At 71.3% G+C, this 14,106-nt stretch carries 13 protein-coding genes and 1 tRNA gene; 5 read left to right on the plus strand and 9 right to left on the minus strand.

The features are described 5' to 3' along the window. Positions 1-18: 18 nt before the first annotated feature. Together ACIBI5_RS10415 and ACIBI5_RS10420 are read right to left on the minus strand one after the other, a co-directional pair. On the minus strand, positions 19-1,413 hold the full coding sequence (locus ACIBI5_RS10415; RefSeq protein ID WP_397245322.1) for a tyrosine-type recombinase/integrase: 1,395 nt from the start codon (positions 1,411-1,413) through the stop codon (positions 19-21). Positions 1,414-1,608: 195 nt separating this feature from the next. Beyond that, positions 1,609-1,682: transfer RNA gene (locus ACIBI5_RS10420), tRNA-Ile, on the minus strand. A 129-nt stretch (positions 1,683-1,811) separates the two neighbouring features. Between ACIBI5_RS10420 and ACIBI5_RS10425 the strand changes: the two genes are divergently transcribed. Further along, positions 1,812-2,339 (plus strand): histidine phosphatase family protein, encoded by a 528-nt coding sequence (locus ACIBI5_RS10425; RefSeq protein ID WP_397245324.1) that lies wholly within the window; start codon positions 1,812-1,814, stop codon positions 2,337-2,339. 54 nt (positions 2,340-2,393) lie between these two features. Here ACIBI5_RS10425 and ACIBI5_RS10430 read toward each other — a convergent pair whose 3' ends face one another. The 6 genes from ACIBI5_RS10430 to ACIBI5_RS10455 form a co-directional block, all read right to left on the minus strand. Continuing rightward, positions 2,394-3,839 (minus strand): S1 family peptidase, encoded by a 1,446-nt coding sequence (locus tag ACIBI5_RS10430; RefSeq protein ID WP_397245326.1) that lies wholly within the window; start codon positions 3,837-3,839, stop codon positions 2,394-2,396. Positions 3,840-3,922: 83 nt separating this feature from the next. Next, a complete protein-coding gene (locus ACIBI5_RS10435) occupies positions 3,923-4,855 on the minus strand; it encodes a LysR family transcriptional regulator (RefSeq protein WP_397109087.1) in 933 nt (310 codons plus the stop codon). 245 nt (positions 4,856-5,100) lie between these two features. Further along, the gene (locus ACIBI5_RS10440; RefSeq protein ID WP_397245328.1) at positions 5,101-5,769 is read right to left on the minus strand and encodes a hypothetical protein; all 669 of its coding nucleotides are present in this window, start codon (positions 5,767-5,769) and stop codon (positions 5,101-5,103) included. Continuing rightward, entirely contained in the window at positions 5,766-6,818 is a 1,053-nt protein-coding gene (locus tag ACIBI5_RS10445) for a VWA-like domain-containing protein (protein ID WP_397245330.1), read from the minus strand. The genes ACIBI5_RS10440 and ACIBI5_RS10445 overlap by 4 nt, the downstream gene beginning before the upstream one ends. Continuing rightward, positions 6,815-7,879, minus strand: coding sequence for an ATP-binding protein (locus tag ACIBI5_RS10450; protein ID WP_397245333.1), 1,065 nt, complete (start codon positions 7,877-7,879; stop codon positions 6,815-6,817). The genes ACIBI5_RS10445 and ACIBI5_RS10450 overlap by 4 nt, the downstream gene beginning before the upstream one ends. A gap of 68 nt (positions 7,880-7,947) precedes the next feature. Next, entirely contained in the window at positions 7,948-8,865 is a 918-nt protein-coding gene (locus ACIBI5_RS10455) for an NADP-dependent oxidoreductase (protein ID WP_397245336.1), read from the minus strand. A gap of 67 nt (positions 8,866-8,932) precedes the next feature. Between ACIBI5_RS10455 and ACIBI5_RS10460 the strand changes: the two genes are divergently transcribed. From ACIBI5_RS10460 to ACIBI5_RS10475, 4 genes are all read left to right on the plus strand, one after another. Further along, entirely contained in the window at positions 8,933-9,343 is a 411-nt protein-coding gene (locus tag ACIBI5_RS10460) for a winged helix-turn-helix transcriptional regulator (RefSeq protein ID WP_397245339.1), read from the plus strand. Between the two features lie 77 nt (positions 9,344-9,420). After that, positions 9,421-10,539: a sugar ABC transporter substrate-binding protein gene (locus ACIBI5_RS10465; protein ID WP_397245341.1), complete on the plus strand. Its 1,119-nt coding sequence runs from the start codon at positions 9,421-9,423 to the stop codon at positions 10,537-10,539. 1 nt (position 10,540) lies between these two features. Continuing rightward, positions 10,541-11,311: an ATP-binding cassette domain-containing protein gene (locus ACIBI5_RS10470; RefSeq protein WP_397245343.1), complete on the plus strand. Its 771-nt coding sequence runs from the start codon at positions 10,541-10,543 to the stop codon at positions 11,309-11,311. Beyond that, positions 11,308-12,558, plus strand: coding sequence for a sugar ABC transporter permease (locus ACIBI5_RS10475; protein WP_397245345.1), 1,251 nt, complete (start codon positions 11,308-11,310; stop codon positions 12,556-12,558). The genes ACIBI5_RS10470 and ACIBI5_RS10475 overlap by 4 nt, the downstream gene beginning before the upstream one ends. 69 nt (positions 12,559-12,627) lie before the next feature. Here the strand turns inward: ACIBI5_RS10475 and ACIBI5_RS10480 are convergent, their stop codons facing one another. After that, positions 12,628-14,070: a hypothetical protein gene (locus ACIBI5_RS10480; protein WP_397245347.1), complete on the minus strand. Its 1,443-nt coding sequence runs from the start codon at positions 14,068-14,070 to the stop codon at positions 12,628-12,630. Positions 14,071-14,106 lie beyond the last annotated feature (36 nt).

Genomic DNA, 14,106 nt, shown 5'->3' on the forward strand with positions numbered 1-14,106 from the left:
ATCGTTGATCTGGACCGGTCAGGGCTTTGGGCTCTCGAACAGCACGCTGGCTGCGGTGATGATGGGTTGGACGGCGTTGAGGATGAGGGTGCGTTGGGCGGGGGTGTGCTGGTCGGCGTAGGTGGCGGTTGTTTGGTAGGAGGCGTGGCCGGCGATGAGTTGCATGACTCCGGGGGCGACGCCGCCGTCGCGGAGCATGGTGATCATGGTGTGGCGGAGGGCGTGTGGGGTGATGTGCTTGGCCAGGCCGCGTTCGTGGGCAAGGGTGAGGGCCGGTGCAAGGGTGCGGTTGCGTTGGTTGTGGTAGTCGATGTAGCCGCCGGTACGGCTCTGGAAGAGTGGCTGATGGGGGTGTCTTCCCTCTGTGTGGCGAGTTAGCAGGGCCGCGAGGTCTGGGCTGATGGGGACGACGCGCTGCTTCTTGCCCTTGGGGTAGGGCTTGGTTTGCCATCTGCGCCGGCCGGTGCTCTCGTCGAGCAGGTAGGCGTAGGTCTGGACGACGTGCATCTGGCGGCCTGCGGAGTCGAGGTGGGTGACGTGGAGGCCGGCGATTTCGCCCCAGCGGAGGCCGGTGGCCATTTCGGTGATGATGAACAGGGCGGTGTCGGGGTCCATGTCGTGGACGGCTGTGAGGTAGAGGGCGACTTCGGGACCGTAGAGGACGGCTCGGGCGGTGACCGGTGCGGTCGGCAGGCGGAACCCGGTGCAGGGAGAGGAGGTCAGCAAGGGAGGCTCGCCGTCCTCGCCTTGATGGAGGGCTGCTTGGAAGACGGGTTTGACCGCTCCCCGGTACACCTTCGCCACTGTGGCGGCCGACAGCGTCCCCGCGCCCGGCGGTGCAGGCCGGGGCGAGCCTGCTTCTTGCCACTGGCGCAGCACCTCGGGGGCGACGCGGCCGGTCGTCTTCACCGCGATGTCGTTCACTCGTGCCCATCGTCGTGCGGCTTGTTCGTCGGACAGGGATGGGCGTGGTTGGTGTTGGTTGCTGGCGGAGGGTTTGGTGAGCATCCATTCCACCCATTCCCGTAGCACCCGGCGGGTGACCTGGTCGAGCGGCAGGTGGCCGAAGCGGGGGAAGATGTGGCGTTCGGCTTCGGCGAGGTAGGTGGCGCGTTGGGTGGGGGAGGCGCCGAGGCGGGTGGCGTAGTTGTGGCGGGCGTAGTGTTCGTAGCTTGGCATCTCAGGATCGCGTGTGGCGTCGTAGTTCGGGTCTTCGACGCCGTGGCAGCCCCTGGGGTAGCCGTGCGGTCGGTACTCGCCGCTGAGCGTGACCAGAGCGGCGAATTCGTCAGCGACCTGGCGGTCGTAGCAGGTCTCGAAGTCCTCCTTACCGTTCCTGCCACCGCCGATGCGCCACTTGACCAGCCAGGACTTCGCGCCGTTCTTGGCCGTGCGTTCGATGATCCTCGCCATCTGTGCCCCCTTTGACGTGCTGGTCGCATGGTGGCGGGCATCGGGGATGATGGGTGGCAGCGACGCGCGGAGCTGATCAAACGTCGACTGCTGCATGATGAGATGCGGGGACATCGGGGGAACATGATCTTGAGAAGATCATTAACGGCCCACTGGCATCGTCCGAAACAGGTCTTTGACCTGCGGTGATGTCGGTAGGGCGGGTGGGACTTGAACCCACGACCCACGGATTATGAGTCCGATGCTCTGACCGGCTGAGCTACCGCCCCTGGATGGAGTTGTACGGCGGCGCCTACAGCACCGCCTGGGACATCATTCCATGCCCCGCAGCCTAGATGGAGTCCAAGGCGATCACATTCGTGGCTTTCTCGGCGCTCGGCAGAGGTAGTTTCGGACCTATGGCGGTCAAGCTGATCTATGAGACGCATGCCATCACCGTGGACAACGAGACAGGGATCGCCACGGGCCGGCTGCCGGGGGAGTTGTCTGCTCGGGGGCGGGAGCTGGCGGTGGAGCTGGGGGTTCGGCGGGCGGGCGTTGATGTGGTGTACAGCTCTGACCTGCGGCGGGCCGTACAGACTGCGGAGGTTGCCTTTGGGGGTGGGCGGGAGATTCTGCGGGACGCCCGGTTGCGGGAGTGTGACTACGGGATCTACAACGGGCGGCCGGTGGATGAGCTGGCTCGGCTCAGGCGGCGGCATATCGATGTGCCCTGGCCTGGCGGGCAGAGTTATCGGCAGGTTGTCGCGGAGACCGCCGCGTTTCTCGAAGAGGTGATGGAGCGGTGGCAGGGGCGGACGGTGCTGGTCATCGCGCATTCGGCCAATCGGTGGGCTTTGCAGAATCTGCTGCACGGAGTGCCGCTCGAGGAGCTGGTGGATGCGCCGTTCGACTGGCGGCCGGGGTGGGAGTACTCGCTCGCCTGAGCCGTACGACCTGCGCTTATCGTGGCGCGGGCGAGCGAGTACTCGTATGGGGGACTATGGGCGGTTCAGGCCCATGGTGTACGCGCCGGAGCCGCTGTAGGCGTGGACGCGGTAGCGGTAGTAGCCGGAGGTGCCGTTGTAGCTCACGCTCTCATCGGGGTTGGCGCTGTCGCCGCGGGCCACGATGGACCAGGACGATCCACTCCACTTCTCCAGGTACAGGTCGAAGTCGACGCCGTCGGGGCCGTCCAGGCAGCCGGCGTGGGTGCCGGAGGTCGTGGACTGGTAGTAGGAGCCGTTCGGCTGGATCTGGTTCTGGTTCGAGGTGAGGGAGCCGGTGTACTTCTCTCTGTAGGTGGCGCAGCCGGTGGGCGGGTTCGGGTCGCCGCCCGCTGTGACCAGGGTCAGGCCGCCTACCGACAGCAGTTCGGCGAGGGGCTGGAAGTATGTGGTGCCGCCGCTGCTGCAGTTGCCTGAGCCTCCGGAGGTCATGCCCTGGGCCTGGTCGCCGGAGATGAAGGCGCCGCCGGAGTCGCCGCCCTCGGCGCAGACGTTCGTGCGGGTCAGCTGGTAGACGGTGCCCTCGGGGTAGTTGACGGTGGAGTTGAGTGCCTGGACGGTGCCGCAGTGCCATTGCGTGGTGGAGCCGGAGCGGCACACCGAACCGCCGGGTTGCGTGACGGCGGAGCCGCGTACCGGGAGGATTCCGGCGCTGTAGCCGTTGACGACGCCGGGGGCGGTCCACTGGGAGTTCGTCTCCACCCATGCGTAGTCGTCGCTGGGGAAGGACGAGATGCGGAAGACGCCCTGGTCGACCCGGTTGTGGCCCTGGGTGGCGTCACCGACGTCGCCGCAGTGGCCGGCGGTGGTGAAGCCGAGGGTGGTGCCGCGGCGGGCGGCGAAGCCGACGGAGCAGCGGTAGCCCTTCGACGGGATGTAGTAGGCGTCGCCGCCGCGGATGTCGTAGAACGGCTTGGGCCGTTCGGCCGAGAGTTCTACGCGTACGGCGGCCGCGTCCACGCCGCTGGCGGTGATCCAGTCGCGGGCCTCCTGTTCGGAGGCGGCCTGGACCAGGACCGAGTTGTCGCGTGGCGACAGCGCCCACGCGTGGACGGAGGCGGGCGGTTCGGCCCGGTCGAGGCCGTCCTTGACCGCGGTGAGCTGGGCCAGCGTCCTCGGGACCACCTTGACCTGGGCTCCGGCCGAGGTGATGGTCCTGGCGTCGGCCGCGTCGACGGTGGCCACGACGAGCGCGGCGTGCGGCCCCTCGTGCCAGGCGCCGGCGTAGCGTTTACCGAGCCGCTTCTGTAAGGACGGCGTGGTACGGCCGGCGCGCGCCTCGTTGGCCAGGCGGTCGAGAGCCTGTTCCCTGGTGATGCCGAGGTCGCGCTGGAGGGCGCTGATCATGCCGTCGGCCGGGGGTTTGGCGACGGCGGGCATGGTCGTGACGACCAGGGCCCCGATCGCGATCGCGACCAGAGCCGGGGTGCGACGAAGCATGGTGTCTCCTCGCTGCTGGGGGTGCCGTCACGGTAGACGGGGCCCCAGGGAGCGAGGAGTATCAGCTTGCTCATATCACCGGGTTATGGCGCCGTACCGAAACCCGGATTTCTCACCAGCCAATCCTGGTAGACGGGGCTGCGCCGTACCGCGTCGGCGTGGGCGGCCTTGGCCTGGGCGAGGACCCACGCGGGGTCGGGGGCGGTGGGATGGCGGCCGAGGAGCTGCCGCCAGCGCAGGGGCGCGCCGGTCAGCGGGACCTTCACCAGGCCCGCGGCGGGCTGGTGGGTGGCCTGGCAGAGCACGACGGCGCGGCCGACCTGGGCGAGGTGCGCGCAGGTCGAGACGTCGGTCTCGTAGATGGTGCCGGGGGTGAAGCCGGCGCGGGCGCACGCCATGGCGAAGCAGTCGGCGAAGCAGCCGTCGCCGGGCGTGACCGACCATTGCTCGCCGGCCAGGTCGCCCAGTTCGAGCTCCTTCTCCTCCGACAGCCGGTGGCCGGCGCCGAGCAGGACGAACACGGGATCGACGCTGATCGTCTCCCATTCGAGCGAACCGGTGGGCGCGCCGCTGTCGCCGCAGGCGCCGATCAGTACGTAGTCGAGGCGGCCGAGGTCGGCCATGGTGGTCAGTTCGTGTTCCGACCAGGAGGTGTGGGTGGTGACGGGGCGCTCGGCGGCGAGGCGGTCGACGAGCCCGCCGAGGACGGGTCCGTTGGTGGCGCCGATGCGGTAGCGCACGGAGGGGGTGCTGGCGAATCGCAGGGCTTCATCCTGAAGTTCTTTGGCGGCGGGGAGCAGGACGCGGGCGCGTTCGAGTACCAGTTCGCCGAGGAGTGTTGGCCTGGCGCCGCGCCTGTCACGTTCGAACAGGGAGCCTCCGAGCACCCTTTCGATCCGTTTGAGCTGGGCGGTTAACGCGGGCTGCGCCAGGCCGAGCAGGTTCGCGGCCTTGCTCACACTGCCCGCGTCGGCGACGGCGCGGACGATTCTGAGGTGCCTGAGCTCGAGGTCCATAACGGGAAGGTAAGACGGCCTTTCTTGGGTAGCAATGGGGATAAGTCAGGAAATATGACAGATATTGTCGAGGCCCCCTAGGTTAGCCGGTTAAGCACGACTATACGGGGAGGATTTGCACATATGCGGGCATGACGTGCGGACCCGGTCCGACGTCGGCATTCATGTCCGCGTCACTTGCCATCGTGCCCGAAACTGACGGCCACACCACCTCTGACCAGAGCGGTGGTCTAGATGAGTCAGGGCTACCGCAGGGCGCGCAGGACGGCCGCCTGCTCGGCGGTGACCCCCGCCGCCCGCTGGGCCGCGGCCTCCCGCGGCCCGAGCCCGGCGGCGCACCACGCCGCCACCTCCTCCAGCGGCACCGCGCCCCACCAGCCGGCCAGCACCTCCATGGGCGCTCGTCCCAGACGTGCGGCTTCGGGCGCGGTGAATCCCATCGCCCGGAACACCTCCGCCTGCGCGGGCGGGATCCGGCGCTCGGCCCAGTCGCGGGCCGCGCCGCCGTCCCACCCGGCGTCGGTGTAGGCGCGCGCCACGTCCACCGGGACACCCGCCCGGAGCAGGGTACGCAACGCCGCCGCCTGCCCGGGTTCGAGATCGCTCAGCCGTGCTCTCGGGAACAGCCGGGCCATCAGCGGCACCCGGCGCGGAGGTTCGCCGGCCAGGTGGCGGGCGGCGGCCTCCCGGGGCGTCACCCCGTGCTCGTGCCAGCGCACCGCCTCCCTGGGCGTCAGGCCGCCGCGCTGCCAGGAGATGACGCTGGAGGGGGTGGCGCCGGTGGTGCGCCAGAGCCGCGCGTCATCCGGATCCTCCACTCCGGCCTCCCGCCAGGCCGCCGCCTCTTCCTCCCCGAACCCGGCCCGCCGCCACCGGCGCGTCTCGCCCTGCGTGAACCCCTTCCAGGCGCTCACGACTCCACCCGCACCACGTGCGCCCACGCGGGGACTTCGACCGAATCGGGAGCGTCGATCAGGCAGATGACGACCGGGTGGCGGGGGCGGGAGGCCGGCCAGGGGGTGTCGCCGTCGGTCAGGACGACGGTCAGGCCGGGGCGGAGGGCGCCGGCCGCCTTCAGTCCTTCGCGCAGGTCGGTGCCGCCACCGCCGGCCAGGGTGGCCTCGCGCGCCCGCCGTACCCGCTGAGGGGGGTGGGCGGCGGCGTCGCAGCAGATCACGTCCACCTGCGCGCCCGCCCGCAGCACGCCGTCCACCTCGCCCAGCACCCGGCGCAGCGCCTCCTCCCGGACGCTGCCGGAGGTGTCCACCACGACGGCCACGCGCGGGACGGGCTGGACCAGGGACGGCAGCACCACGGACGGGGCGGACCGGCGTGACGGGCGGGCGTAGCTGTAGTCGACGCGGCCGGTGGCGCGGGCGAGACCGTGGCGGACGAGGGTGGCCAGGAGGGCGCGCCAGTCCACGGCCGGGCGGAGCACCTGCTCGGCCCATCGCCGCCAGCCGCCGGGCGCCGCGCCCCGGTGGGTGTCGACGTCGGCGGCGACCGCGCGTACCAGCAGGGAGCGTTCGACGTCGGTCATGACGGCGGGGCCGGTGTACGGCGGCGCCGAGCACGCGACCAGCTCGGGCGGAACGTCGATCAGGTCGACCAGCTCCAGGTACCGCTCGGCGAGCAGCCCCGGGGGCAGCCCCAGGGTGTCGGGGGAGACGGCGGGAAAGGGCGGCGGCGGGAGGTCGTCGTTGACCTCGGCGTCGGAGGCCAGCGGCCAGGCCGCGCCGCGGGCGCGAGCGGGGTGGTCGCGCAGGAGGTGGCCCACGTGGTGGATCAGCCACCACCCGGCCTCCTCGGCGGGCAGGCCGCCGGAGAGGTGGACGTTCCAGTTGGCGTCCGCGCTCACCCCCGGCGGGCCGCCGGGGTGCTCGACGGGGCGCAGGGCGAACAGGGCGGAGGCCAGATACGGCGCCTGGGTGACGGCCCACAGGCGGGCGGCGGCGATGTTCATGGCATCAGGCCCGCGGCGCGCAGGATCGGGGCCAGCTCCAGCATCGCGGGCGGGAGCGCGGTGCCCTCCGGGCGGCGGGAGGCCAGGGAGCGGGCGGCCCCGGCGGCCACGTCCGGGGTACGGCGGGCCACCCGGGCGACCAGGTTCCAGGCGCGTTGCCAGGAGTCGCCGCCGCCGTCGGCACGCACGTGGGCGACGACCGAGCCGAGCACCGCGTGCAGCCGGTCCACGCGCTCGGGCAGGGGCGCCGCCGGGTCGGACAGCAGGGTCTCGGGGTCGGGGAGGTCGAGGTCGCGTACCCAGGACAGCAGCTCGAACCCGGCGGCCTCGCCCACCGCGCCCACCACCAGCTCGGCCCGCACCCGCTCCGCCCACGCGTCCGGCCGGGAGCAGGTACAGGCGAGGGCGGTCGCCGCGAGTTCCCACGTGCGGGGGCTGGGCCACGCGCGCCCGCTGTCCTCCGGGACCGCCAGCACCAGCGAGGGCCGCACCCGCAGAAACGCCCCCACCAGCGCCCGAGCCGCCCCCACCTGCGCCGAGGTGGGCGCCGCGGCCCCCGCGAGATCCGGTACGGCGAAGCCTCCCATGAATCCGTCGGCCACCGAGGCCGCGCTGATCGACCAGTCCAGATGAACGAGCCGATTGGCCAGCGGCGCCGACAGATCCCACCCGTCGGCCGCCAGCGCCGGTGGATTGGCAGCGGCGACGATCCGCACGCCGGCGGGCAGCGTGAGATCCCCGACCACCCGCTCCAGCACGACCCGCAACATGGCGGCCTGCACGGCGGGCGGCGCCGTGGTCAGCTCGTCCAGGAACAGGATGCCGCGCCCGGCGGCGGCGAGCCGCTCGGCCCAGCGGGGCGGCGCGAACCAGGTGCCGCCGTCCCGCACGACGGGCAGCCCGGCGAAGTCGCTCGGCTCGCGGACGGACCCCACCACGACCTCGACGGGCAGCCCCAGCTGCTCGCCGAGGGCGAGCACCGACGAGGTCTTCCCGGTGCCGGGCGCGCCCCACAGGATCACGGGCAGGTTCGCGCTCACGGCCATGGCCAGCGCATGCATGCGGACTCCTCTCGCGTCAACCTTCATTGACGATTCTAGGTCAACGTAGATTGACGCGAGGGCGGATGTCAAACCTCCAGGACGATCTTGCCGACGAAGTCCGCGCTCTCCGCCAGCTCGTGCGCCTTGGCCGCCTCCTCCAGGGGGAAGGTGCGGTCCACGTGCACGTTCAGCACCTTGGCGAGCTCGGCCAGCGCCGCGTGGTCCGGCTCCACCTGGAAGCGCCGCCACCGCACGCCGCGGGCCGCGTACCGGGCGCCCACCTCGTCGGAGATGTCGGCCGCGCCGAGGTAGGCGCCGCCCTCCTTCACCAGCGGCAGCGAGCGCTCCGGGTAGTCGCCGCCGACGACGTCGAAGACCGTGTCCACGGGCTCGACCGCGTGCGCGAAGTCCACGGCGCGGTAGTCGATCACCTCGTCGGCGCCCATCCGCCGGACGAAGTCGTGCTTGCCGGCGCTGGCCGTGCCGATCACGTACGCCCCGCGCCGCTTGGCCAGCTGGACCACCAGGTGGCCGACCCCGCCGGCCGCCCCGTGCACGAGCAGGCGCCGGCCGGGCCGTACGTCCCAGGAGTCCTCGAAGCCCTGCCAGGCGGTCAGGCCGGACATCGGCAGCGCCGCCGCCTCCACGTGGCTCAGGCCCGGCGGCTTGCGGGCGAACTGGCGGGACCTGGCCACCACGTACTCGGAGTAGGCGTTGGCCGGGTTCGGGAACAGGATCATGCCGAAGACCTCGTCGCCCGGCACGAACCTGCCCTGGTAGGCCCCGGACGCCTCCACCACGCCGGAGACGTCGAAGCCCGGGACCAGCGGCGGCGTCACCCAGTGCGGCGGGTAAGGCCCGCGCCGCAACTTCCAGTCGGGCGGGTTGACCCCGGCGGCGTGCACCTTGACCAGCACTTCGTTCGGCTCGGGGACGGGTCGGTCGACGTCGGCGAGCTCCAGGACCTCGGGCCCGCCGAAGGAGCGGTAAACGATCGTTCTCATGACTGTCATCGTGGCCGCGGGCGGTATCCCTTGTGAAGAAGGCACCCTTTTGATATCCAGGTACCTGATGGATACCACCTTCCCCGACCTCCGTGGGTTCGGCGGCGCGGACGCGTTCCTGCGGGCCTGCAAGCCCCGCGCGATCCTCGACATGCTGACCGGCAAGTGGTCCACGCTGGTCATGGGCGCGCTCCTGGACGGCCCGCGCCGCTTCAACGAACTGCGCCGCATCCTCGACGGCATCACCCAGAAGATGCTCAGCCAGACCCTGCGCGCCCTCGAACGCGACGGCCTCGTCCGGCGCACGGTCTACCCGACGATCCCGCCGCGCGTCGACTACGAGCTGACCGAACTGGGCCGCAGCGCGGGCGGCCTGCTCGCGGCCATCGCGGAGTGGTCTGCCGAGCACGCCGACGAGGTCTTCGCCGCCCGCCGCGCCTACGACGAACGCGCCGCGGAGCCCGTCCGGCCCATCTGATCAAGACCCCGACATCACCCGGGCAAGGATTGGCAAGCCGGCGCGCGCCGCTCTTCCGCCTGGGTACGGCTCGCCGTGTGAAAGCACAGGTTATCGGCGGTCTCCTGGCCGTCCTGGGGTTGGCAACGGCCTGCGGTACGGCGGGCCAGTCGGGCGGCGGCAGCACCGGCGGCACCGCGCCGGGCAGCCCGAGCGCGATCGGCACCGTGGAGCAGGGCTTCAAGATCGGCCTGCTGCTTCCCGAGTCCAAGACGGCCAGGTACGAGAAGTTCGACCGGCCGTACATCACCGCGGGCGTCAAGGCCCTGTGCCCCAAGTGCGAGGTCGTCTACAACAACGCCAACCAGGACCCGAACCTGCAACAGCAGCAGGTCGACACCATGCTGACCAACGGCGTGAAGGTGCTGATCCTGGACGCCGTGGACGCCAAGGCCATCGCGGGCGCGGTCAAGAAGGCGACCGACCAGGGCGCCAAGGTGATCGCCTACGATCGGCTGGCGGGCGGGCCCGTCGACGCGTACACCTCCTTCGACAACATCCAGGTCGGCAAGATGCAGGGCCAGGCCCTGCTGGACGCCGTCAAGGCGGGCGGCGACCCCAAACGCGGCCCGATCGTCATGATCAACGGATCTCCCACCGACCCGAACGCCGGTGACTTCAAGAAGGGCGCCCACTCGGTGCTCGACGGCCAGGTGACCATCGGCAAGGAGTACGACACCCCCGACTGGAGCCCCGACCAGGCCAACACCGAGGCCAACGGCGCCTTCACCGCCCTCGGCGCGCAGAACGTCATCGGCGTCTACGCCGCCAACGACGGCATGGCCGGCGGCATCGCCAAGGCCATGCAGAACTCGGGCGTCAAGGCGGGCACCCCGCTGACCGGCCAGGACGCCGAACTCGCCGGCATCCAGCGCATCCTGCTCGGCACCCAGACCATGACGATCTACAAGCCGATCAAGCCGGAGGCGCGCAACGCCGCCGAGATGGCCATCGCGCTCGGCACCGGCGAGGACGTCAAGGGCACCGCCACGGTCAACAACGGCACGAACGACTCGATCCCCGCCCAGATCATCCCGCCGATCGTCGTCATCAAGCAGAACATCGACGACACCGTCGTCAAGGACGGGTTCTGGACCGTGAAGGAGATCTGCACCCCGCAGGTACAGGCCGCCTGCAAGGCCGCCGGGCTGGGATGACGTGGCACCGGTCCTGGCCCTGGAGGGGGTCTCCAAGCGCTTCGGCGCCGTACAGGCGCTCACGGAGGTCTCGCTGGAGGTCAACGCCGGCGAGGTCCTCGCGCTCGTCGGCGACAACGGCGCGGGCAAGTCCACGATGATCAAGGTCATCGCCGGCGTCGGCCCGGCCGACGAGGGGGAGATCCGCTGGCAGGGCCGCCCGGTCACCATCCACAGTCCGGGCGAGGCACAGTCGCTCGGCATCGCCACCGTCTACCAGGACCTCGCGCTGTGCGACAACCTCGACGTGGTCGGCAACCTGTTCCTCGGCAACGAGATCCGCCGCCTCGGCGTGCTCGACGAGGTCGCCATGGAGAAGCGCTCGCGCGACCTGCTCGACACGCTGTCCATCAAGATCCCGAGCGTGCGGATCCCGGTCGCCTCGCTGTCCGGCGGCCAGCGCCAGACCGTGGCGATCTCCCGCTCGCTGCTCGGCGAGCCCAAGGTGGTCCTGCTGGACGAGCCCACCGCCGCCCTTGGCGTCGAGCAGACCGCGCAGGTGCTCGACCTCGTCGAACGGCTGCGCGCCCAAGGGCTCGGCGTGATCCTGATCAGCCACAACATGGTCGACGTCAAGGCGGTCGCCGACCGTGTCGCCGTCCTGCGGCTGGGCCGGAACAACGGCGTCTTCGACGCGAGGAGCACCACGCAGGAGGAGATCATCGCCGCGATCACCGGCGCCACGGACAACGCGGTGACCCGCCGCCGGGCCCGTTCCGAGGAGGGCGAATGACGCAGGAGAAGCCGGCGGGCCCCGCGGCCGAGGCGCAGGTGGACCCACGGCTGCTGGTGCGCGAGAAGGGTTTCGCCGGCTACCTCGGCGAGTTCAGGCGCCGGATCAAGGGCGGCGAGCTCGGCCCGCTCCCCGTGATCATCGGGCTGGTCGTCATCTGGCTCGTCTTCCAGACGCTCAACGACCGCTTCCTGTCGCCGCAGAACCTGTCGAACCTCAGCGTCGACATCGTCGCCACCGGCCTGATCTCGGTCGGCATCGTCTTCGTGCTGCTCCTGGGCGAGATCGACCTGTCGGCGGGCGCGGTCAGCGGCGCCTGCGCGGCCGTGCTGGCCGTGCTCAGCGTCGGCCAGGGCTGGGACCCGCTGCTGTCGATGATCGTCGCGGTCGCGGTCGGCGGCGCGATGGGCCTGTTCCACGGCTTCTTCTTCGCCAAGATCGGCGTGCCCTCCTTCGTGGTCACGCTGGCCGGCATGCTCGCCTGGACCGGCTTCCAGCTCTGGGTACTCGGCCCGAACGGCACCATCAACCTGCCCGACGGCCTGATCTCCAGCCTCACCGACACCTACTTCGCCTACGTCATCGCCGCCTACGGCCTGGCCGCCGCCGCGACCGCCGGGTTTCTGCTCGTCTCGCTCGTGGGCAACGCCCGCCGCCGCGCCGCCGGCGTCCCCTCCCGCACGGTCGGCGACATCGTCTTCCGCACGGCGGTGCTGGCCGTCGTGGCGTTCGGCGTCGCCTACGTCCTCAACCTCTACCGCGGCCTGCCGCTCGCCCTGCTGATCTTCCTGGCCGTCGTGGTCGTCACCGACTTCGTCCAGCGGCGCACCAAGTACGGCCGCAGCATCTTCGCGGTCGGCGGCAACATCGAAGCCGCCCGGCGGGCCGGCATCAACGTGGCCTTCATCCGCATGTCCGTCTTCGCCATCTCCGGCGCCTTCGCCGCGCTGGGCGGCATCTTCGCCGCCTCCCGCATCTCCAGCGCCAGCCAGGCCACCGGGCAGAGCAACGTGCTCATGATGGCCATCGCGGCGGCCGTCATCGGCGGCACCTCGCTGTTCGGCGGCCGGGGCAGCGCCTACTCGGCGTTGCTCGGCATGCTGGTCATCCAGTCGATCGCCTCGGGCATGGCCCTGCAGGGGGTGAGCAACGCGATCCAGTTCATCGTGACCGGAGCGGTACTGCTGGCCGCCGTGGTCATCGACTCGGTCAGCCGCCGCAGCCAGAAGGCCAGCGGCCGCGCCTGACCGCCGCGCTCAGGGCGCCCTTCCGATGTTCCGTGGTTCGCCATCGAACCCGCCGTCACCGACAGATTCTCACGGCCGGGTCAGGGCGCGGGCGGCCGCGGCGGCGATGGTGGTCACCAGGGCCCATCCGGCCACGATCACCACCAGGCTGACCGCCTTGGCCAGGCCCAGCGGGTTCCAGACGCCGTCGTGGCCCAGGTTGGCGAGCGGGATCAGCAGGTCGAGGGTGTAGAGGAACGGGTCCCAGGCCGGATGCTCACCGGCCTTGATCGGGCACAGGGACGGGCAGCTGACCGTGGCGAAGTAGACCGTACCCGCCGCCAGGACCGCCACGAACGCCACGACGGCCCGCCACGGCTGGTAGCCGTACCCGAGCACGAGGTCCTGCAGCGCGCCCCACGCCCGCGCGAGACCGCCCCGCGCCCGCGAGGTACGGCGCAGCTTCTCCCGCAGCACGCGCCCCGCCTCCCGGTGCAGCCCGGCCGCGCGGTAGGCGGCGGCGAGCTGTTCGTAGGGCTGCGGCGTGCCCGGCGCCGCCCCGCGTTCCAGCCAGGCCAGGCGCTCGTCGGCGCGCTCCGGTGACAGGGGGTCGAGCCGCTGGTAGGCGAAGCCGTCCAGGTCGGTCTCGTGGCCGGCGCCGGGCTGGTCGGCGTACGCGGTGATGCGGGCGTTGCGCAGCGAGACGCGGCCGGAACCGCCCGGCGCGGGGGTGACGACGGCGGTGGCCACCTCCGCGTCCGCGAGGTCGATCATGGTGGGGTCGGACGAGGGGCGGATGAGGACGGCGTCGAGGTCGAGTTCCCCGGTGATCCGGGCGGCGCGCAGGCTGAGCGGGCCGCCGATCTCGGCCGTGGCGAGGCAGGCGTAGCCGATGACGGCGCCCCTGGCCCACACGCCGTCGCCGATTCTGGCGCCGTGCAGGTCGAGACCGCCGAGCTGGGCGCCCACGAGGTCGAGCTCGCCGCCGATCGTGAGGCCGGGTCCTGCGTCGTCGTGGCGCGGGGAGCCGCGGCCGTTGAGCCAGCCGCCGGTGACGGCGAGGTTGGCGTTGAGGAACCCGGCGACGCGGGTGCGGTCCAGGTCGATGTCGATGTCGACACGCGCGCCCTGGATCCAGAGGTTCCCGTCGAGCACGGCGTCGCGCATCATGAACGTCCGGGCCCTGAGCAGCTCCGCCGACAGCTCCGGGAGGTGGGAGTCGTTGAGGCAGATCGCGCCCGCGGTCGCCGTGGTCAGGTTCACGCCGTGCTCGAACGTGCAGCCCACCAGGGCCAGCGCGGGCTCGATGACGGCGCCCTCCAGGTCGAGGCGGCCCTGGATCTCGGCTCCGGTGAGCTTCAGCGCGGCGACCCTGCCGGGCAGCGCGTCCGGGCCGTGCAGGAGGAGTTCGGCGATGACGTCCGCGCGGACCTTGCGCTCGGCCTCGTCCAGGGCGCCGAGGTCGAGCTCGGCGCCCTGGCGGAAGGAGTGCCAGAGGCGGGTCTCGGCGTGGTTCCAGTCCGTTGGGGGCACGAGTCACTTTCTACTCGCGCCCGACCGAAAAGCCCA

The sequence above is a fragment of the Nonomuraea sp. NPDC050540 genome, assembly GCF_044457485.1.
Lineage (GTDB): Bacteria > Actinomycetota > Actinomycetes > Streptosporangiales > Streptosporangiaceae > Nonomuraea.

What these genes read in the sequence shown, in the direction of transcription:
- ACIBI5_RS10435 (WP_397109087.1), bottom strand. Translation starts at nt 4,855, where the DNA reads ATGGACCTCGAGCTCAGGCACCTCAGAATCGTCCGCGCCGTCGCCGAC.
- ACIBI5_RS10415 (WP_397245322.1), bottom strand. Translation starts at nt 1,413, where the DNA reads ATGGCGAGGATCATCGAACGCACGGCCAAGAACGGCGCGAAGTCCTGG.
- ACIBI5_RS10430 (WP_397245326.1), bottom strand. Translation starts at nt 3,839, where the DNA reads ATGCTTCGTCGCACCCCGGCTCTGGTCGCGATCGCGATCGGGGCCCTG.
- ACIBI5_RS10445 (WP_397245330.1), bottom strand. Translation starts at nt 6,818, where the DNA reads ATGAACATCGCCGCCGCCCGCCTGTGGGCCGTCACCCAGGCGCCGTAT.
- ACIBI5_RS10460 (WP_397245339.1), top strand. Translation starts at nt 8,933, where the DNA reads ATGGATACCACCTTCCCCGACCTCCGTGGGTTCGGCGGCGCGGACGCG.
- ACIBI5_RS10455 (WP_397245336.1), bottom strand. Translation starts at nt 8,865, where the DNA reads ATGAGAACGATCGTTTACCGCTCCTTCGGCGGGCCCGAGGTCCTGGAG.
- ACIBI5_RS10450 (WP_397245333.1), bottom strand. Translation starts at nt 7,879, where the DNA reads ATGCATGCGCTGGCCATGGCCGTGAGCGCGAACCTGCCCGTGATCCTG.
- ACIBI5_RS10475 (WP_397245345.1), top strand. Translation starts at nt 11,308, where the DNA reads ATGACGCAGGAGAAGCCGGCGGGCCCCGCGGCCGAGGCGCAGGTGGAC.
- ACIBI5_RS10425 (WP_397245324.1), top strand. Translation starts at nt 1,812, where the DNA reads ATGGCGGTCAAGCTGATCTATGAGACGCATGCCATCACCGTGGACAAC.